The organism is Arthrobacter sp. TJ-178 (assembly GCF_058269275.1).
On sequence record NZ_JBZCNK010000001.1, the window covers coordinates 1015057 to 1033662 of the forward strand.

The following is an 18606-nucleotide window of genomic DNA, read 5'->3' on the forward strand; positions in this document are numbered from 1 at the left end:
GCTACCGTCCGGATCCGTAGGCTGCGGCCGTCCACAGGTGGAACAGTGCGTAGGCCCGCCAGGGCCGCCACGGCTCGGACAGGGCGGCTGCAGCACGTCCGGTTCCAACCCCCAGCGCCCGCTTAAGCACGAGGTCATCCGCCGGATAGGCGTCCCGGTCGCCAAAAACCCGGACCGCCAGGTAATCAGCCGTCCACTGGCCGATTCCGGGAAGCGCCAGCAGGGCCGCACGGGTGGCAACCGGGTCGGACCCGGCACCGAGCACCAGCCCTGAGGCGGATGCTTCCGCCAGTGCGGCTACGGTCCGCGCCCGCGAATGCGTGAGACCAATTGCCGCCTGCAGATCTTCCGCCGGCACGGCGGCCAGCTGTTCGGGGAAGGGAAAGGCTCGAAGCCCGTCCCGTTCCGGGCCGCCGAAGGCTGCCGCGAGCCGGGCGCCGAAGGTACGCGCGGCGGCGAGGGAAACCTGTTGGCCCAGCACCGTGTGAACGGCGGTTTCAAAGCCGTTGACGGATCCCGGCACGCGCAGTCCCGGTGCGGCCGCCACCAGCGGTGCCAGCAGGTCAAAGCCGGAGAGGAATCCGTCGATGACGGCGGGGTCCGGCGTCCAGGTCCAGCCAGCGCCGCACCAGGACCAACACGGCAGCCTCCTCCTGTGCCAGCAACTCGGCCGGAGTTTCCGGGGCCAGGGAAAGCTCCACCTCCACGGCGCCCGGCCGGCCGAAGCGGACGCGGACCCGGGCCGGTCCGGACGGTGCCGGCACCAGGCGCTCAACCTCCGCGCCGCCGTCGTCGTCGTATTCCGCCCGCTCCAGGCCGGGCACTGCGTGGGCGGCAAGCGCCCGGAACAACGGTTGCCAGGCGAACGGTTCAGCGCAGGCCAGTTTGTGCCGAAGGGTCCGGGCCGGCGGGAGGATCACGGAGTCATTCCGGTCATGCGCAGAGTGATGTTGATCCGTCCCTGCGCCAGCCCCGAGTCGGGATCGGCCGTGCCCGGCAGGGTCTTGGGCACGCCGTGGTAGGCGAAGCGCGAGGGCCCGCCAAAGACAAACAGGTCTCCGGAGCTGAGCTCAATATCGGTGTAGGGCTTGGTCCGCGTGGAAGTATTCCCGAAGCGGAATATGCAGGTGTCGCCAATGCTGAGGGACACCACGGGGGCACTGGACTTCTCCTCTTTGTCCTGGTGCATGCCCATGTGGGCGCCGTGGGCGTAGTAATTGATCAGTGCGGTGTCCGGGGTGTAGTCCTCGGGCTTCCAGAGGTCCGGCGCGTATCCGGGTTCGCCCGGGCGTCCGTAGGCCTCGGCCAGGGCGCGCCGTCCCAGGGCGATCAGCCACTGGGGCACCTCGGCCACCCGGCCGCCGCCGGCGTCGTCGGCCGTGCGGGTGTATTTGTACGGCTGCCAGTGCCAGCCAAGGCACACGGTCTGCACGGACATGGGATGGCCGCCGGGCAGCACCGCGGCGCGCATGGGCACCGGCCCGATGGCCCACTGCCGGCAGGCCTGAACTATCTCGCGCTGCGCCGCCGGATCCAGCCAGCCGGGAACATGGACGGCGCCGGCGGCCAGCTCTGCCCGGTCGGGCGGAAACAGTGCGCCGCTCATGCCGCAGCCTCCAGATTCAGCAGCAGACGTTTGGCGGCCGGGCCGCCGCGGTAGCCGCCCGTGCTCCCGTCCGAACGAACGACCCGGTGGCAGGGCACCACCACCGGCAGCGGGTTCAGGGCGCAGGCGGTGCCGACGGCGCGCACTGCACCGGGACTGCCGGCCAGCGCGGCGAGGGCGGCGTAGGTAGCCGTGGATCCGTATCCGATGCCGGAAAGATGTTCGACGACGGAGCGGCGGAAACCCGCTGCCAGCCGCAGGTCCAGGGGCAGGTCGAAGCTGCGGCGGGCGCCGGCGAAGTACTCTCCGATCTGCTCGGCCGCAGCCTGCAGCCGCTCCGGCGCCCGCAGGATCCGGGGGCTGATCCGCTGCGCCAGCGCGGCCAGCACCGTGTCGTGGTCCTCGCAGGCGAAGGACACCCGCACCAATCCGGCGTCGGTTGCCGCCAGGAGCAGTTCCCCCACGGGGGTATCAATGACCGTGTAGGCCACGTCCAGCACGCCGGTCTCCTCAGCGGCGGTGACCAGTCTTCCGTGCAGCCGCTCCAGGACGGCGGCTTCGGCGGCGTTCCCGCCGGTCTGCGGGCGCAGCTCCGGCGGCAAACCGTTCGGTGTTTCCTTCAGCGGCAGTTTCTCCGGCGGTGTCATCATGATTCCTCCAAGTTCAGGCTGCGCAGTTTCTTCATGCCGTCCGCTGCGGACCGGCGGCACGCCGCCTCGGTGCCGCCCAGCACCACGGCAACTTCCGCATAGGACAGCCCGGCCAAGTGGTGATAGGCAAGGGCCTCCCGCTGCCTGCGCGGCAGGGTCTTCAGTGCAGCCCAGAGCGGATCATAATCGTTGGCCTCGCCGGGGGCCGGATAGCCGGCGCTGCGCCCTTCGCGGCCATTGCTGCCCGCGGGCGGCGGCAGATCGGAAACCGGAACCGGACGCCGGGCGGCGGCACGGTGCAGGTCAATGGCCTTGTGCTTGGCAATGGTCACCAGCCAGGCCTGGATGTTGGCGCCCGGCGCCAAGTCCGGGTAGGCGCGCAGCGCCGCCAGGAACGTCTCGGACCAGGCGTCGTCCGCATCCTGCGGCCCCAGCACGGCGCGGCAGACCCGCAGCACGGCCGGACCGTGTTCGGCGACAACGGCTTCGAACGGTTTCACATCCACACCCGGTAAACGATCCCGGAGCAGCTTTTGTGAGCCTGCTCCCGCTGGCGGTCCCATGGTCTCAGAAGAGTGCGTCCTGGACCCGCCGCGGATCCTCCAGCCCCAGCAGGTGCTGCTTGCGCTGCAGCCCGCCCGCATAGCCGGTGAGGGCGCCGGCAGCTCCCACCACGCGGTGACACGGAACGATGACCGAGATCGGGTTGCGGGCATTGGCGGCACCCACCGCCTGCGCGAGGTTCCGGTCCCCCAGCTGCCGGGCCAGATCCCCGTAAGAGCGCGTCTGGCCATACGGGATTTCGCGCAGCAGTGACCAGACCCGCTGTCGGAACGGATTGCCAACCGGAGCCAGCGGCAGGTCGAATTCCCGCCGTTCCCCGGCAAAGTACTCGCCCAGCTGGACTTGCGCCCGGAGGAGGACGGCGGCGTCTTCCTCCGTGGTGCCGGCCGCGGCCTGTTCCGGTGCGGAGGCGTCCAGCAGAATCGCCGTTCCGAGACTTCCGGCGGCCGGACCGCGCTTGTGGTTTTCCATATAGACCGCGGTGAGGGCACCGCCGTCGGCCACCAGGGTCAGGGGCCCGATGGGCGAAGCGATCACACAATGGACGGCAGTCATGAGCCGAGCGTAGCGGCTTTTTCAGCCCAGCCGGCCGCTGAGCCGGGAACGAATCGCATCGGAGGAATCATCCAGGCCGGTGATCCGGACCGTTTTGCCGCGGCTGCGGTACTTCTCGGTAATGGCATCCAGTGCGGCCACCGTGGAGGCGTCCCAGACGTGCGAGGCGCTCAGATCGATCAGCACCTGGTCCGGATCCAGGGCGTAGTCGAACTGGGTGTAAAGGTCATTGGAGGAGGCGAAGAACAGCTCGCCCTGCACCGTGTAGGTGACCGCACCGCCGTCGCCGTCCAGGGTGCGGTGCACGGTGACAAAGTGCGCCACCCGGCGGGCAAAAAGCACCATGGCCGTGAGCACTCCTGCTCCGACGCCGATCGCCAGGTTGTGCGTGAACACCGTGGCGAGGACGGTGATGACCATGACGGCGGTCTCGGACTTCGGCATGCGCTTCAGGGTGGAGGGACGGATGCTGTGCCAGTCGAACGCGGCCCAGGCCACGAAGATCATCACGGACACAAGCGCCGCCATGGGAATCAGCGCCACCACATCTCCCAGGACCACCACCAGGATGAGGAGGAAAACCCCGGCCAGGAAAGTGGAAATCCGGGTGCGGGCACCGGAGGCCTTCACGTTCATCATGGTCTGCCCCACCACGGCGCAGCCGCCCATGCCGCCGAAGAATCCGGTCACAATATTCGCGATGCCCTGCCCTGCCGCCTCGCGGGGCTTGGAAGAGCGGGTATCGGTGATGTCATCCACGAGTTTGGCGGTGAGCAGTGATTCCAGCAGGCCCACAAAGGCCATGGCGAGCGCGTACGGGGCGATGATCCGCAGTGTCTCCAGGGTCAGCGGAATGTCCGGGAAGAGCAGGGCCGGCAGACTGTCGGGCAGCTCCCCCTTGTCCCCCACGGTCGGCAGGTCCCAGCCGGCGACGACGGCGGCCACCGTCAGGACGGCGATCGCCGCCAGCGGCGCGGGAACCGCCGTCGTCAGCCGGGGCAGGCCGAACACGATAACCAGCCCGACGGCGACAATCGGGTAGACCAGCCAGGGCACGCCAATGAGTTCGGGCAGCTGGGAGGAAAACACCAGGATGGCCAGCGCATTCACGAAGCCCACCATCACCGACCGGGGAATGAAGCGCATCAGCTTGGCCACACCGGCCAGCGCGAGCAGGATCTGGATCACGCCGGCCAGGATCACGGTGGGCACCAGGTATCGGACGCCGTGGTTGGCCACCACCGGTGCAATCACCAGCGCGACGGCGCCGGTGGCGGCGGAAATCATGGCGGGGCGGCCGCCCACAAAAGCGATGGTGACCGCCATGGTGAAGGAAGCGAAAAGTCCCATCCGCGGATCCACGCCGGCGATGACCGAGAAGGCGATGGCCTCGGGGATCAGGGCAAGCGCCACGACAAGCCCGGCCAGCACCTCCGTTTTGAGCAGCCGCGGAGATTTCAGGGTGGTCAGCACCGACTGCCGGGTGACAGGAGTGCGGGCGGGCGCCTCTGAAGAGGGCATGGGGGTTCCTTTGAAGGCTGAGGACATCGGTTGGAATTGGGGTTGCGGCGGCGGGAATGCACACCGCGCCTAGGACCAGATTACCGCCGGATTGCTGCGGTCCTACGCGGGGCCGGCAGCGTTCGCCAAGAAAAACACCGTTTGCCCGTCCATCTGCGCCCCGGTGGCCCTAGACTGCTCCATACCGAGCGGTATGGAATGGGGAGTACCGGCTCGGCGGGCCCTCTGGGGGTCCATAACCGCTTGGACGCTGAACGCCAGATCAAAGGAGATCTTCATGCAAAACCTCGCCGGCATTCTCACCGACACCGCGGCCCGGATTCCGGACCGGCCGGTCCTGCTGCTCGATGAGGCCACTGTCTCTTACGCAGCCCTGGACGCCATGAGCGCCAAGGTGGCGGGCGTCCTCGCCGCGCGCGGCATCGAGCCCGGTGACCGCGTCGCCCTGATCATGCCCAACATTCCGCAGATGGCCTTTGTCTACTACGGCGTGCTGCGGTACGGAGCCGTGGTGGTTCCCCTGAATCCGCTGCTCAAGGCCCGCGAAGTGGCCTATCACCTGCAGGATTCCGGGGCCCGGCTGGTCTTCGCCTGGGAAGGGATCCTGGCTGAGGCCCTGGAGGGGGCGGAGCAGGCCGGCGGCGTTGAAGTTATCCCGGTGAATGCGGGGTCGTTCCTTCAGCTGCTGGCCGAGACGGATCCGGTTTCCGAAGTGCGTGAGGTGGACGGGGAGGACACCGCCGTCATCCTTTACACCTCCGGCACCACCGGGCGGCCCAAGGGGGCCGCGCTGACCCACAACAACCTGGTCACCAACGCCGAAATTTCCCGCAATCTGCTGCACACGGTGGAATCGGATGTGATTTTTGGCGGTCTGCCGTTTTTCCATGTGTTCGGACAGACGTCCGCACTGAACTCAGCGGTCATGGCCGGTGCCTCGATCAGCCTGCTCCCGCGGTTTGACGCCGGCAAGGCCCTGGAAATCATTGAACGCGACGGCGTGACCATCTTTGAGGGCGTTCCCACCATGTACGTGGGCATGCTGCGCCATCCCCGCCTGGCGGACACCGATGTCTCGTCACTGCGCGGAGCCATCACCGGCGGATCGGCCATGCCGCTGGAGGTGCTGCATGAATTTGAGCGTGTTTTCGGCACCCAGCTGCTGGAGGGGTACGGCCTGTCCGAAACCTCACCCGTGGTTTCCTTCAACCTGCCGGGACCGGACCGCATGGCCGGCTCCATCGGCAAGGCGGTGGAGGGCATGCACGTGCGCGTGGTGGATCCCGACGGCGGAGACCTTCCCGTGGGTGAGGTGGGCGAACTCGCCGTGCAGGGCACCGGTGTGATGAAGGAGTACTGGAACAATCCGGAAGCTACGCAGGCGGCCATTCCCGACGGCTGGTTCCGCACCGGGGATCTGGGCCGGCTCGACGACGCCGGAAACATCTACATTGTGGACCGCAAGAAGGATGTCATTCTGCGCGGCGGCTACAACGTGTATCCCCGCGAGGTGGAGGAAATCCTGTACGAGCATCCCGCCGTGGCCGAGGCGGCAGTGATCGGCATCCCCGATGAACTGCACGGCGAGGAAATCGTGGCCGTGGTGGGCTTGAAGGAGGATGTCCGGGTGGCCGACGACGTCGCCCGCGAGGCGCTGCTGGCGGATATCCGCAGTTTCGCGAAGGACCGGCTGGCAGCCTACAAGTATCCGCGGCGGGTGGTGCTGACCGATGCCCTGCCCAAGGGTCCCACCGGAAAGATCCTCAAGCGGGAGATCCGGGTGGATACCCCGGCCAGCCAGGGCGAGCCTCAGGTCGAACCCCAGGCGTAGCGGCCGGGCCCGCCGCAGCAGAGGCTGCGGCGGGCCCGTCTCACGCGTAGGGATCGGGCTCTTCAAGGGCCTCGCCGGGCAGGCCGGCCGCCCGGTCCGAGCGCACCAGCACCACTCCCAGGACAATGAGTGCCCCGCCGATGAGCTGTACCGTGGCGGGAAGTTCCGCCAGGAACAGCCAGGCCCACAGGACGGCGAAGAGCACCTCGGTGAGGGAGACAAAAGACGCGACCCGCGAACCCAGACTGCGCGCCGCCACAATACCGGTGACGTAGGCCAGCACGGTGGAGAGCAGGACCAGCCCGGCGAGCGGCACCCACCACGGCGCCATCTGGCCGGCCAGCACCACGTTGGCGGTGCTGAATCCCGTGGGGAGAATTCCGGCGGCCCCGAGCAGCACCATGGTGGCGGCTCCTACGATCATTCCGCCGGTGGCGAGCACCAGGGGCGGCAGCGAGTCGTTCTGCTTGGCCGTGATGAAGAAGTAGATTGCCAGGCAAACGGCCGCCGCCAGACCCCACAGGACGCCCACCGGATCAATGCGCACGGCGCCGCCAATATCCAGGACGAGCACCAGGCCTGCGATCGCGGCCAGGGCGCCTCCTATGGTCTTCAGGCCCGGCCGACGGCGGGTGGCCGCCCAAATCCACAGCACCATCAGTACCGGTGCAAGGAATTCCAGCAGCAGCGCCACTCCTACGGACAACCGTTCCACTGCGTTGAAGTAGAAAAACTGGCACCCGGCAACCCCGATGAATCCAAAGGCCAGGATGGTCTTCCAGTTCTCCCGGACCTGGTACCAGCGCCCGTGCAGCACCACCAGGGCGGGAATGAGCAGCACCAGTGCCGCTCCGCCCATCCGTACGGCCACGGCGCTGGTAGACGTCCAGCCCGTTTCCAGCAGTGACTTGGCGAAGGACCCGGAGAGTCCGAACACTGCCGATGAAAGCAGGGCCACCGCTATGCCGGCACTGCCGGCCGGGTTGCCGCGGATGCCCGCGGTGCCGGCCCCGGCTGCCCGCTTATGCTCTACGCGTTTCATGGTCCCTCCAGGAACAAAGATTGGATGTCCCGCGGGACAGGTCAGGACCATTCTGCCTCTTAGACCATTACACTGGGAAGACCACTTCGAAGATGTCAGGATTCATAATGGTTTTAGGACATGACACCGCAGACTCCCTGGGAACTGTGGCGGCGCTCATCAACACCGGCGTGGCCGGACCGGACAAACTCCTCACCCTGGAAGACCTGGATGACTTCCTGGCTCAGGAGCGCTTCAGCGGTTCCCGCACCCGCACGGCAGCAGAACTGCGGGCCGTCCGGCACCTGCGCACCGTGCTGCGCCGACTCTGGACGGCCGACGCAGAAGAGCTGGCGGCGGGCGTCAACCAGCTGCTGCGCAACTCCCGCGCCCTCCCGCAGGTGGTCCGCCATGACGAGTGGGGATGGCACCTGCACTGCACCTCCCCGGCCGCACCGCTGGAAGAAAGGATGGCCACGGAGGCTGCCATGGCCCTGGCGGACATCCTGCGCGGCGGCGAAATGAACAGGCTCGGCACATGTTCCGCTCCGGACTGCTCGGCCGTGATCCTGGACCTGACCCGGAACCGTTCCAAGCGTTACTGCGACACCGGGAACTGCGGCAACCGGGAACATGTCCGGTCCTACCGCAGCCGCCGGGCGTCGAGTGGGGCCCCGCACACCAAGTAGTAAGGGGTCTTGTTACTTGGAACACGTGTAGTTACACTGACCCTGAGCTGCGCCCGTCGTCACGGAGGACAGCTATTCCACTCAGTCTCGACTCCGCGAAGTGCCGCCACAGGGATACCCCTGTGCCCATCGCGGGGTGCAGTCTGTGCCAGCACAAAATGGGGGTTTCAATTGCAGGACAACTCAACCGCGTTTTACAAACGCGTCGGCGCTCTCGGCGCCGCAACAGCATTGGCAGTGAGCGGAGCATTCTTCGCTTCGCCGGCCATCGCCGCACCGGCAGCAGAGCCGGACACAACATCCGCACCGGTCACGGCGACCACTGAGGCGCCGGTCGACGCAACCGCCGCTGACGGAACAATTCCCGGCGCCGTTGCGCCCACTGAAGCTGCTCCCGCCGAGGAGGCAGGAACCCTGCCCCCCGGCCTGGCTGAAGCGCTTCTCCGGGACCTCGGCATGACCGTTGAAGAATTCGAAGCGGCGGGTGAGCTGGGCAAGAAGGCCGCAGAGGCGCTTCCCGAGCTCCAGGCAACCGAAGGCTTCGCCGGCATCGCCCTCGAAGACGGCAAGATGGTCATCACCGGTTCCGGAGAGGCACTTGTTGCTCTGGCCCGCAAGCTGGATGCCCTCCTCGTAGCTCCCGCCACAGCAGAAGCCGACGTCGAACCTGCAGTTGAAACCCCGGCTCCCGCCGAGACGGCAACCGACGCGCCGAGTGCCGAGGCACCCGCAGCCTCCGAAGAACCCAAAGCCACCGAGGAACCTGCTGCAGGGGAAGAGACCGCCTCTCCGCTCAGCCTCACGGGAGATTACCGCGCCAACATCGAGAAGATCCGCGCCGACTACATAGCCAATGTCGGTGTTGCGGGCCTGCAGTCCATCATGTGGAACGGCGCAGGCTACGTCATCAGCGTGGACAACCAGGCCGCACCCGGCGGCTCCGTTCTCTCGAAAAGCCCCGGTGCAGCAGCCGAATCTTCGGTTGATGCGATCGCCCAAAAATACGCCAACGTCACTGTCGCCCAGTCCTCGGGAACAGCCACGCCGGTCGAGGACGTCGTCAACGGCCAAGGCTATGCCAGCCCCGTTGCCGACGGCGCCGCCCTGTGCTCCATCGGCTTCAACGGTTTCAACAGCACAGGTGAAGCTGCTGTCATCACCGCCGGTCACTGTGCCCATGACGGTGAAGTCACCGAAGCGCTCCTGACCGATCCCACCGGCGATCCGGCCAGCGGAACCGACAATCCGTCTCTTCTGGCTGAACTCGGGACCTGGGGTTTCTCCCAGTTCGGCGGCGCCAACAACTCGCCGGTTGATCTCCAGACGGGCACCAACGTTGGTACGGATGTTGCCGTTATCAACAGCATCGACAGCAAGCTGAACCTGTTGCCCGAGGTGACTCAGTGGGAAGACGCCAAGGATCTCACTGCGGCAACCACCAAGATCACCGGAACCGTGGACGCTGTTGTCGGCGCGCCGGTCTGCAAGTCCGGCCGCACCACCGGCTGGAGCTGCGGTGAGGTCACCGGAGTCGGTGACTTCTTCGTTGGCGGCCATAAGGGCACCGAGGAAGATATCCGCGGCGTCTTTGGTTTTGAGTCCACTCTGACCACCAATGCAAAGCCCGGCGACTCCGGCGGATCCACCATCTCGGGATCCAATGCGATGGGCATCAACAGTGCCGTAGGTGATCGCGAGGGCGTGGAACGAATGTTGTCCACCTCGCTTTCCGACGGTCTCACCCACCTCGGCGGCTACACCGTGGCGGTGTTCGTTGACGCACCGGCACTGACCTCCCACGAGAACAAGGGCACCGTCCTCACGGACCAGCCCATCAGCGGTACGGCCCCCGAGGGCAGCACGGTCAAGCTCACCCAGGGCAACAAGACCACTGACCTGGTAGTTGAAAACGGCGTCTGGAGCTTCACTGCTCCGTCCACCGTTCCCGCCGAAAAGCTGGAATTCAAGGTCCAGGCAGTCAACGGCTTCAACAAGTCCAAGACGTCCTCCTACGAGCTGACCGTCAAGGAAGCACCGCTGGCCGCCCCGGTCATCACGAATCCGGCTGCCGGTGCCCAGATCGTGGATTCACTCACGACCATCACGGGCACCGGCGTTGCCAAAGCCAAGGTCACCGTGGACATCACCGGTGTGGCCACCGCTGACAAGCCCCAGTCCGCAGCGGCAACCGCCGCCCGCGAAGAAACGGCCACCGCCACCGTTGATGCGGACGGCAACTGGGCAGTGAAGCTGGACAAAGCACTGTCCTACGGTGATTACACCGTGACCGCTACGCAGGACGGTATTGAAGGCAAGCTGGAATCGGCTGCGGCGGCTTCCGGGTTCGCCGTCATCCTGGCCGCACCGGCCATCACCTCCGTGGCTGAGGGCCAGAAGTTCGATGAAGGCTCCAACCCGCGGGACATCTCGGGCACCGGCACCGCCGGCGCCAAGGTCTCCGTCTCCATCGGAGATACCACCCTCACCGCCCAGGTTGCCGACAACGGCAGCTGGTCCGTCAACGGTTTCCCAGCCCTCAAGGCGGGTGACTTCACGGTGAACGCAGTCCAGACGCTGAACGGCGCCGAGTCGGCAGCAGCTGCCGTGTCCTTCACTGTGAACGCCGTCGTCGAGGTTGCGCCGCAGGGCCCGCAGCCCACACCGGCGCCTGCTCCGGCGCCGGGCAACAACAGCGGCGGTCTGCCCCACACCGGTGCGTCCGGCATGGGTTTCTTCACCGGAGCAGGCGCGCTGCTCATGGCCGGCGGCATCAGCGCCCTGCTGATCAACCGCCGCCGTCAGGCACAGGATGCCTAATCCGTCGCTGACGTGAGAACACCAAAGCGGGTCCCGGCCTTGTGCCGGGGCCCGCTTTGGTATTACGTGCCTATCAAACCCAGGAGGCCCTGATGCTTATCTCGAAGAAGACCCGCGGTGCCGCTGCCGCACCGGTTGCCGCAGTTGCCGCCGTTGCCCTGATGGCTCTTGGCGGGTGCGGACAGGAGGCGCAGGGACCCGGTGCCGCCGACTCATCACAGTCCACCGCAGACTCCTCGGCGAACCCCGAGATGTCCAATGTCCCCAGCGCCCCGCCGGCCTCCAGCGTCCCGGACAGCCCCGGCGGCACGGTCGGCGCAGTTCCGGCGCTGCCCAGTGATCCCGAGACGGCTATGGATGAAAACATGACTCAGCTGCTGCAGCTTCACGCCCAACTCAAAACGGATCTCGGCCCGGCCTATTCCGATGCCTGGATCGAGGAAAGTCAGCTTCACGTGGCCGTGACCACGCCGGAGGCAGAGGCGGCAGTGCGTGAAGCCGGGGCTGTCCCCTACCGGACGGATTTCACCGCACAGCAGCTGCAGGAGGCTGCGGATACCTTCCGGGCCTGGCTCGGTTCGGACGCGGCTCCACCGGTCCGGGTCCACTGGCTCGGCACCAGCGGACGCACCGCCAGTATCACGGTCCGTGTTCCGGCAGAGCAGGTCCAGCCCCTGACCGATGCCGTGGCCGAACAGCAGCCCGCCGGGGCAGTGAAGGTCATTGTGGAGGAGTCCAGCGGCCCGGCAACCCCTCTGGGCACAAACGGGTCTTAATCCAGTAAAGGCCGGTCACCACCCGGGACCGTCTCCCTAGACTGGAGGGCGTCAAGCAACGGCACCACGGCTTTCCCTAGGACCCGTTCATGGATCAGAAGCTGCACCACCTGCTGCATTCCCTCCCCTCCCGGACCGCCTGGATCATCATTGGCAGCTGCGCCGCATTCTGGCTCGTCTGCTTTACCGGAGTCCTGACTCCGCCGGTGTCCGCCCCGCCGAACGTGGCGCTGTTCTGGTTCTACGCCATGCTCATGCTGGCCCTGGCTTCCGCGATGGCGGCGATAGGTGCCGCCGCCGTTCTCTTGGTACGGCAGCAGCAGATTCCGGCGCCGGCGGGCGCGCAGCAGGCTCCCGCAGAGTCCGACGACGCCGGGCAGGACCAAGACGCGGAGCAGGACCAATTGGCCGGCCTCGGCCGGATGCTGGATGGTCCGGACGGCCTTCTGGCAGCGGACAGCACCGAGCGGCCGGTTCCGCCTCAGAAGATTCCGAAAGCTCCAAAGCGGCCTCCGCGCAAGCGGCGCTAACGGCTAGGGAGATCACGGGTCAGCCAGACCAAAATGCACCTATACCTTCTTCTCCGCCGAGAGGTAAAGCCCTCTGTACCGAGACCGGGACAATTCCCTTGATAACTAAGGGGGCTTCTGGTTTCCTGAGGTAGCGGTCCAGCAGAGGGCCTCGTCGCCACTGCGAAGAGCTGCCCCATGACGCCTCCCGAGTCCGCTTCCCTCACCCATTTCACCCGCGCCCGGCATGCCCGCGGGGACCTGCAGCAGGCGCTGCACAATGAACTGGTCCTTAAACACCGCGAGCTTGCGGACAGTGTGGCCGGTTCCTACGCCGGCCACGGCCGGGACCGCGGAGATCTGCGGCAGGTGGCTTACATTGGGCTCATCAAGGCCGTCAAACGTTTTGACCCCGCCGTCGGCCGGCATTTCCCGGCCTTTGCCATTCCGACCATCCACGGGGAGATCAAGCGTTACCTGCGGGACCAGTCCTGGATGGTGCGGCCCCCGCGGGAGGTGCAGGACCTGCGCACCACCATTGCCAAGGTTTATCCTCTGCTCACCCAGCAGCTGGTTCGTGAACCCTCCCTGGCGGAACTGGCGCTGGAACTGGGCTGCGAGGAGAAAACCGTGTCAGAAGCCCTGAACTGCCAGAGCAGCCTGCAGCCGGATTCCCTGGATGCCCCCTTTGAAGGCGGATATGTAGCGGATGTCTACGGACACATCGACACCCGGCTGGAGCGTGCGGAAAACCTGGCAATGCTGGCCCTGGCCATCCGGAAACTGACGGATCGGGACAAAGACCTGCTGTTTCGCCGCTACTTCCATGAGGAGCCTCAGCAGGTGATTGCCGACCGGCTGGGCATGACGCAGATGCAGGTCTCACGCCGGCTTGCCCGGATACTGGTGACCCTCCAGCAGGAAATCCTTGGCCCAACGGAGGCCGCGGCCCCGCTCTCCGCCGAGGCCGCCAGCGCCTAGAGCAGCTCCAGCTTCGCGGCGGCGGCCAGCACGTCCTGGACCGAGACCGCCAGCAGGGCAGGGTCCGGCTCCACGGCAAAGGTGTCCCCCACCCGCTGCGACTCGTCAGTCAGGGCAATGTGCGGCCCCTTGGGCGGGCCCCACTCGGCCACCGGCGCCGGGCCAAAAATCACCACGGAGGGCCGTGAGTACGCCGAGGCCAGATGCGCGGCGCCGGTATCGGCGGAGATGACCAGCGCAGCGCCGGCCACGGCGGCCGCAAACGCGTCCAGCCCCAGCTTCCCCGCCGCTACGGCGGCCTCCGGCAGCCCTGCGCTTTCAGCCACGGCAAGTGCCCGGGGCCGTTCGCCGGCGCTGCCGGTGAACACCACCTCATGCCCGGCGCGGTGCAGTTCCGCCGCCACGGCGGCAAAGCGCTCCACAGGCCAGAGCCGGCTTCCGTAGGCCGCCCCCACATGGACGACGACGGCGCCCGGGGCGGGGCTGGCGGTGCGCGGCGGCAGCAGGAGGTAATCCAGCGGATCCGCCGGGATGCCGTGCCAGTCCATGAGCTCGGACCACCGCTCACGTTCGTGGATGCCGTGACGCCAGGCCGGTCCGGGCAGCCCGGGCCCCGAGTGTCCGAGCAGGACGCGCGGCGCCAGCGCCTGCAGCCGGCCCGTGCTTTCCGGGCCGCTGCCGTGCAGGTTCACTGCCACGTCAATCCGGCCGGGCTCCAGCGGTATGGGGACATCGAGCCCGTGCAGCGGCAGGAGATCGTCAACGCTGCCCACCAGTTCCACTACCGGACGCAGCCATTCCTGTGCCGCGTAGCTGATGCGGTGCTCCGCAAATGCCCGGCGCAACGCCCGCAAAGCCGGCACGGCCACCAAAAGATCCCCCAGTTTCAAGGCTCTCAGCACCAGCAACTCCGGCTGGCCCGTCCTCGCACTGCTGCCGCCCATGCCCGCCCCTTCATCCGCTCCGCGTCCGCGGCCGCGGAGCAGTGAAGCACATCCTGCCAGAATTCCCGCCGCCGGCTAAGCACCGGGACGAGCCGGAGAAGATGTGGCAGCAAACCTGTTTAGGAGCGGTGCGGATGGGGAACAAGCTCCTTATGGAACATCAGGAGTCAGACAGGCCACGGGCGGTGCTCTTCGACCGGGACGGAACACTGGTGCGCGACGTCCCCTACAACGGCAACCCTGACTTGGTGGTCCCCTTTCCCCGCGCGGCGGCAGTGCTGCGGACACTTCGCCGGCAGGGAATCCGCACGGGCGTGGTCAGCAACCAGTCCGGAATAGCCCGCGGACTGCTCACACCCGCCCAGGTGGCCGCCGTCAACGCCCGCGTGGAGGAACTGCTGGGCCCGTTCGATGTCTGGGAAATCTGTCCGCACGGTCCCCAGGACGGCTGCAGCTGCCGCAAACCCGAGCCGGGAATGATCCGCAGCGCCTGTGAGCGCCTGGGGTTGCAGCCGCGCGACGTGGCCATGATCGGAGACATCGGCGCGGACGTAGAAGCAGCCGAAGCCGCCGGTGCACGCGCCGTCCTGGTTCCAACCGCCGTCACCCGGGTTGAGGAAACCGCCGCCGCCAGGTGCGTTGCCCCTGATCTTGCCGCCGCCGTCGGCATCCTGCTGGGGACCCCGTGACGCGCCGCGTCCTGGTGGCCCGCCTGGACAGTGCGGGAGATGTCCTGCTGACCGGCCCCGCCGTCCGTGCCGTGGCCGCCGCCGACAATACCCGCGTCACCTTGCTGTGCGGACCGCAGGGTGCCGATGCCGGCGCCCTGCTGCCCGGGGTGAACTCAGTGCTGACCTGGGCCAGTCCCTGGATTGTCGATCCCGCGCCTGCCGCAACTGCAGCCGCCGTCGCTGCCCTGGAAGCGGACATCCGTCATGAGCAGATCGACGAAGCGGTCATCCTGACCTCCTTCCACCAGTCACCGCTGCCGCTGGCGCTGGTGCTGCGGCTCGCCGGCGTTGCCCGGATCACCGGTGCCTCCGTGGACTACGCCGGGTCCCTGCTGGACGTCCGGCTCAAACCCGGCGAAGACTTCCCGGAAGACCAGCCGGAAGCCGAGCGGGCCCTGCAGATCGCCGCAGCAGCGGGCTATCGGCTCCCGCCGGACGACGACGGGCGCCTGCGCCTGTCCGGCACCGCCGACGTCCGGGATCTGGTGGGCTCCGAACCGTACATTGTGGTCCATCCCGGCGCCGCGGTTCCGGCGCGGGCCTGGCCGGCCCTGCACCACGCAGCTGCCGTGGAGCTGCTGACCGCCGCCGGACACCGGGTAATCGTCACCGGCGGACCCGGGGAAACCCGCCTGACCGCCACCGTGGCGGGGGTCGCCGGCCTGGACTTGGGCGGGCGCACCGATCTTCGCACCCTGGCCGGTGTGCTGGCCGGCGCGTCGGCCGCCGTCGTCGGCAATACCGGCCCGGCCCACCTGGCCGCTGCCGTGGGAACGCCCGTCGTCAGCCTGTTCGCTCCCGTGGTGCCGGCAGTGCGCTGGGCACCGTACCGGGTGCCGCTGGAGCTGCTGGGCGACCAGAACGCACCCTGCCGGCTCAGCCGTGCCCGCATCTGTCCGGTACCGGGCCACCCCTGTCTTTCCGGCGTAACGCCGGAGCAGGTGGTGGAGGCAGTGCACCGTCTGACCACCGGAGTGAGATCCCTGGGAACACGCAGAGAAACGAGGACTGTATGAGGATCCTGCTGTGGCATGTGCACGGCGGCTGGATGGAAGCCTTCATCCGGGGCGGACATGAGTACATCCTCCCGGCAACGGCGGAGGGCGGAGCCTGGGGGCTGGGCCGGGGCGGACGGGACTGGCCGGACACAGCCGTTGAATGCGCGCCGGAGGACCTGCGGGACCAAGAGATCGATGCGGTGGTGCTGCAGCGCCCCGAGGAGATCGCCGCCTGCGAACGCCTGCTGGGCCGCCGGCCTGGAGTGGACCTGCCGGCCGTGTATCTGGAGCACAACACGCCCAAGGACAGCGTTCCCTCCGCCGTCCACCCGCTGGCCAGCCAGAGCAGCATCCCCGTCATCCACGTGACGCACTTCAACAATCTCTTCTGGGACAGCGGCAGGGCCCCCGCGCGGGTGATCGAGCACGGCATTCCGGACCCCGGTTACCGGTACACCGGCGTCCGGGAGCACCTGGGCGTGGTCATCAACGAGCCGGTGCGCCGGTGGCGGGTGACCGGAACGGACCTGCTGCCGCAGTTTGCCCGCGCGGCCCGTCTTGAGGTGTTTGGCATGGGCACGGAAGGGCTTCCCGCCGCCACCGGCCTGGGCCCGGATGAACTGACCGTCCGAGGGGACCTGCCCACCGGGGAACTGCATACGCAGCTGGCCGGGTGCAGGGCGTACGTCCATCCCATGCGCTGGACCTCCCTGGGGCTTTCCCTGCTGGAAGCGATGCAGCTGGGGCTTCCGGTGCTGGCGCTGGCCACCACCGAAGCTGCCCGGGCCGTGCCGCCGGAGGCCGGAACCGTCTCCGGAAATGTTCAGGAACTGGTGCGAGCAGCAGCGCGCCTCATCCGTGATCCCGACGAAGCACGGCAGCGGGGCCTGGCTGCCCGCAGCTTTGCCCTGCACCGCTACGGGCTGGATGCCTTCCTGGCGGCCTGGGACAACACGCTGTCGGATATCACCACGCGGACCGGCGGCCGGCTCCCCGTTTTCGAGGACCCGGCCGTCGCCGCGGAACTGCCGGTGGCACGGCCTACTGAACTGTCAGGTGCTGTTGGAGGGGGCAAGCAGTGAGAATTTCAATGGTGTCCGAACATGCCAGTCCGCTGGCGGCGCTGGGCGGTGTGGATGCCGGCGGGCAGAACGTGCACGTAGCGGCGCTGTCCGTGGCGCTCGCCCGCCGCGGGCACTCCGTACGCATCTACACCCGCCGGGATGATCCGGCGCTGCCGGCCGTGGTGCCGGTAGGGCCGGGCCTGGACGTGGTGCATGTGGATGCCGGACCTGCACGCGTGCTGCCCAAGGACCATCTGCTGCCCTACATGAGCGAACTCGCGGACGGGATCTCCGCTGACTGGGGCTCCGCTCCCCCGGACGTGGTGCACGGGCACTTCTGGATGTCCGGGGTGGCGGCACTGGATGCCGCACGCCGCTTCGATACCCAGGGTTATCCGGTTCCGGTGCTGCAAACCTTCCATGCCCTCGGCACGGTGAAGAAACGGCACCAGGGCACCGAGGACACCAGCCCGCCGGAGCGCACCTGGCTGGAACCATCGGTGGGGCGCAATGCGGACCGGATCATCGCCACCTGCTCAGACGAGGTCTTTGAACTCAAGGCCCTGGGCATCCCGGGGCATCGAATTTCCGTTGCCCCCTGCGGGGTGGACCTGGACCTGTTCGGCTCCGCCGGGGCGGCTGAGCCGCGCAACAGACGGTGGCGGATAGCCGCCGTCGGCCGGCTGGTGCCGCGCAAGGGCATTGACCTGGCGGTCCAGGCGCTGGCACTGCTGGCAGAACGCGGAATCGACGACGTCGAACTCCTGATCGTCGGCGGGGCCTCCGACTCCGCCGGGCTGGCCTCCGATCCGGAAGCCCGGCGCCTGCTGGCGCTGGCCCGCGACCTGGGCGTCGGGGGCCGGGTCCTGCTGCGGGGGCAGGTCCCGCGCGAGGAAATGCCCGCCGTGCTGCGCAGCGCCGACGCCGTGGTGTGCACGCCCTGGTACGAACCGTTCGGCATTGTTCCGCTGGAGGCCATGGCCTGCGGGGTTCCGGTGGTGGCCTCGGCCGTGGGCGGACTCATCGACACGGTGGTGCACGGCAAAACCGGGCTTCACGTGCCGCCGAAAGATCCGGAGGCGCTGGCTCAAGCGCTGGCGGAACTGCTTCAAAACCCCGGATATGCCACCCGCCTGGGCACCGCGGGCCGGCAGCGGGCGAGGGCACGGTATTCCTGGGACCGGGTGGCCGCTGACACCGAAAAGGCCTACCAGAGCGCCGTGAGCCAGACGGCCGCCACCGATCAGGTCAGTCTGCAGCCGCTGGGAGGAGCATTGTGAACGCTGAAACCACCACAGCCGCCGGTGCCGGGCTGGCCGGGACCCTGGGTACGGATACCCGGCCGGCCC

General features: G+C 67.7%; 19 protein-coding genes. 10 read left to right on the forward strand and 9 right to left on the reverse strand.

Features of this window, described 5'->3' with window-relative positions; genetic code table 11:
* Position 1 precedes the first annotated feature (1 nt).
* The 7 genes from AC4D2Q_RS04850 to AC4D2Q_RS04880 form a co-directional block, all read right to left on the reverse strand.
* Entirely contained in the window at positions 2–547 is a 546-nt protein-coding gene (locus AC4D2Q_RS04850; RefSeq protein WP_490945462.1) for a DNA-3-methyladenine glycosylase family protein, read from the reverse strand.
* Between the two features lie 16 nt (positions 548–563).
* Positions 564–920, reverse strand: coding sequence for an AlkA N-terminal domain-containing protein (locus AC4D2Q_RS04855; protein ID WP_490945464.1), 357 nt, complete (start codon positions 918–920; stop codon positions 564–566).
* A complete protein-coding gene (locus AC4D2Q_RS04860) occupies positions 917–1606 on the reverse strand; it encodes an alpha-ketoglutarate-dependent dioxygenase AlkB family protein (RefSeq protein ID WP_490945467.1) in 690 nt (229 codons plus the stop codon). The genes AC4D2Q_RS04855 and AC4D2Q_RS04860 overlap by 4 nt, the downstream gene beginning before the upstream one ends.
* A complete protein-coding gene (locus AC4D2Q_RS04865; RefSeq protein WP_490945469.1) occupies positions 1603–2256 on the reverse strand; it encodes a methylated-DNA--[protein]-cysteine S-methyltransferase in 654 nt (217 codons plus the stop codon). The genes AC4D2Q_RS04860 and AC4D2Q_RS04865 overlap by 4 nt, the downstream gene beginning before the upstream one ends.
* Positions 2253–2762 carry an RNA polymerase sigma factor gene (locus AC4D2Q_RS04870; protein WP_490945471.1) on the reverse strand — a complete coding sequence of 170 codons (510 nt, stop codon included), beginning with the start codon at positions 2760–2762 and terminating at the stop codon, positions 2253–2255. Before AC4D2Q_RS04870 ends, AC4D2Q_RS04865 begins: the two co-directional genes overlap by 4 nt.
* 61 nt (positions 2763–2823) lie before the next feature.
* On the reverse strand, positions 2824–3375 hold the full coding sequence (locus AC4D2Q_RS04875; RefSeq protein WP_490945473.1) for a methylated-DNA--[protein]-cysteine S-methyltransferase: 552 nt from the start codon (positions 3373–3375) through the stop codon (positions 2824–2826).
* A 21-nt stretch (positions 3376–3396) separates the two neighbouring features.
* Complete coding sequence (locus AC4D2Q_RS04880; protein WP_490945474.1) at positions 3397–4896, reverse strand: SulP family inorganic anion transporter; 1500 nt, start codon at positions 4894–4896, stop codon at positions 3397–3399.
* A 277-nt stretch (positions 4897–5173) separates the two neighbouring features.
* Here AC4D2Q_RS04880 and AC4D2Q_RS04885 point away from each other — a divergent pair, with 277 nt between their 5' ends.
* A complete protein-coding gene (locus AC4D2Q_RS04885) occupies positions 5174–6727 on the forward strand; it encodes a long-chain-fatty-acid--CoA ligase (RefSeq protein WP_490945475.1) in 1554 nt (517 codons plus the stop codon).
* A gap of 40 nt (positions 6728–6767) precedes the next feature.
* Here AC4D2Q_RS04885 and AC4D2Q_RS04890 read toward each other — a convergent pair whose 3' ends face one another.
* Positions 6768–7769: an EamA family transporter gene (locus AC4D2Q_RS04890; RefSeq protein ID WP_490945476.1), complete on the reverse strand. Its 1002-nt coding sequence runs from the start codon at positions 7767–7769 to the stop codon at positions 6768–6770.
* A 107-nt stretch (positions 7770–7876) separates the two neighbouring features.
* On the opposite strand from AC4D2Q_RS04890, the gene AC4D2Q_RS04895 reads away from it, so the two are divergent.
* From AC4D2Q_RS04895 to AC4D2Q_RS04915, 5 genes are all read left to right on the forward strand, one after another.
* Positions 7877–8437 (forward strand): CGNR zinc finger domain-containing protein, encoded by a 561-nt coding sequence (locus AC4D2Q_RS04895; RefSeq protein ID WP_490945477.1) that lies wholly within the window; start codon positions 7877–7879, stop codon positions 8435–8437.
* Between the two features lie 237 nt (positions 8438–8674).
* Positions 8675–11254, forward strand: coding sequence for an LPXTG cell wall anchor domain-containing protein (locus AC4D2Q_RS04900; protein WP_490945478.1), 2580 nt, complete (start codon positions 8675–8677; stop codon positions 11252–11254).
* Positions 11255–11346: 92 nt separating this feature from the next.
* The gene (locus AC4D2Q_RS04905) at positions 11347–12030 is read left to right on the forward strand and encodes a hypothetical protein (RefSeq protein ID WP_490945479.1); all 684 of its coding nucleotides are present in this window, start codon (positions 11347–11349) and stop codon (positions 12028–12030) included.
* A gap of 89 nt (positions 12031–12119) precedes the next feature.
* On the forward strand, positions 12120–12560 hold the full coding sequence (locus tag AC4D2Q_RS04910) for a hypothetical protein (protein ID WP_490945480.1): 441 nt from the start codon (positions 12120–12122) through the stop codon (positions 12558–12560).
* A gap of 177 nt (positions 12561–12737) precedes the next feature.
* Positions 12738–13520 carry a sigma-70 family RNA polymerase sigma factor gene (locus AC4D2Q_RS04915; RefSeq protein ID WP_490945481.1) on the forward strand — a complete coding sequence of 261 codons (783 nt, stop codon included), beginning with the start codon at positions 12738–12740 and terminating at the stop codon, positions 13518–13520.
* Here the strand turns inward: AC4D2Q_RS04915 and AC4D2Q_RS04920 are convergent.
* Entirely contained in the window at positions 13517–14464 is a 948-nt protein-coding gene (locus tag AC4D2Q_RS04920; RefSeq protein WP_490945482.1) for a glycosyltransferase family 9 protein, read from the reverse strand. The genes AC4D2Q_RS04915 and AC4D2Q_RS04920 overlap by 4 nt on opposite strands.
* A 134-nt stretch (positions 14465–14598) precedes the next feature.
* Here AC4D2Q_RS04920 and AC4D2Q_RS04925 point away from each other — a divergent pair, with 134 nt between their 5' ends.
* From AC4D2Q_RS04925 to AC4D2Q_RS04940, 4 genes are read left to right on the forward strand one after another with little or no spacing between them, the layout of a single operon-like run.
* Positions 14599–15153 carry a D-glycero-alpha-D-manno-heptose-1,7-bisphosphate 7-phosphatase gene (locus AC4D2Q_RS04925; RefSeq protein ID WP_490927841.1) on the forward strand — a complete coding sequence of 185 codons (555 nt, stop codon included), beginning with the start codon at positions 14599–14601 and terminating at the stop codon, positions 15151–15153.
* Positions 15150–16211 (forward strand): glycosyltransferase family 9 protein, encoded by a 1062-nt coding sequence (locus AC4D2Q_RS04930; protein WP_490945483.1) that lies wholly within the window; start codon positions 15150–15152, stop codon positions 16209–16211. The genes AC4D2Q_RS04925 and AC4D2Q_RS04930 overlap by 4 nt, the downstream gene beginning before the upstream one ends.
* Positions 16208–17275 (forward strand): glycosyltransferase, encoded by a 1068-nt coding sequence (locus AC4D2Q_RS04935; protein ID WP_490945484.1) that lies wholly within the window; start codon positions 16208–16210, stop codon positions 17273–17275. The genes AC4D2Q_RS04930 and AC4D2Q_RS04935 overlap by 4 nt, the downstream gene beginning before the upstream one ends.
* On the forward strand, positions 17272–18537 hold the full coding sequence (locus AC4D2Q_RS04940) for a glycosyltransferase (RefSeq protein ID WP_490945485.1): 1266 nt from the start codon (positions 17272–17274) through the stop codon (positions 18535–18537). Before AC4D2Q_RS04935 ends, AC4D2Q_RS04940 begins: the two co-directional genes overlap by 4 nt.
* Positions 18538–18606: the final 69 nt, after the last annotated feature.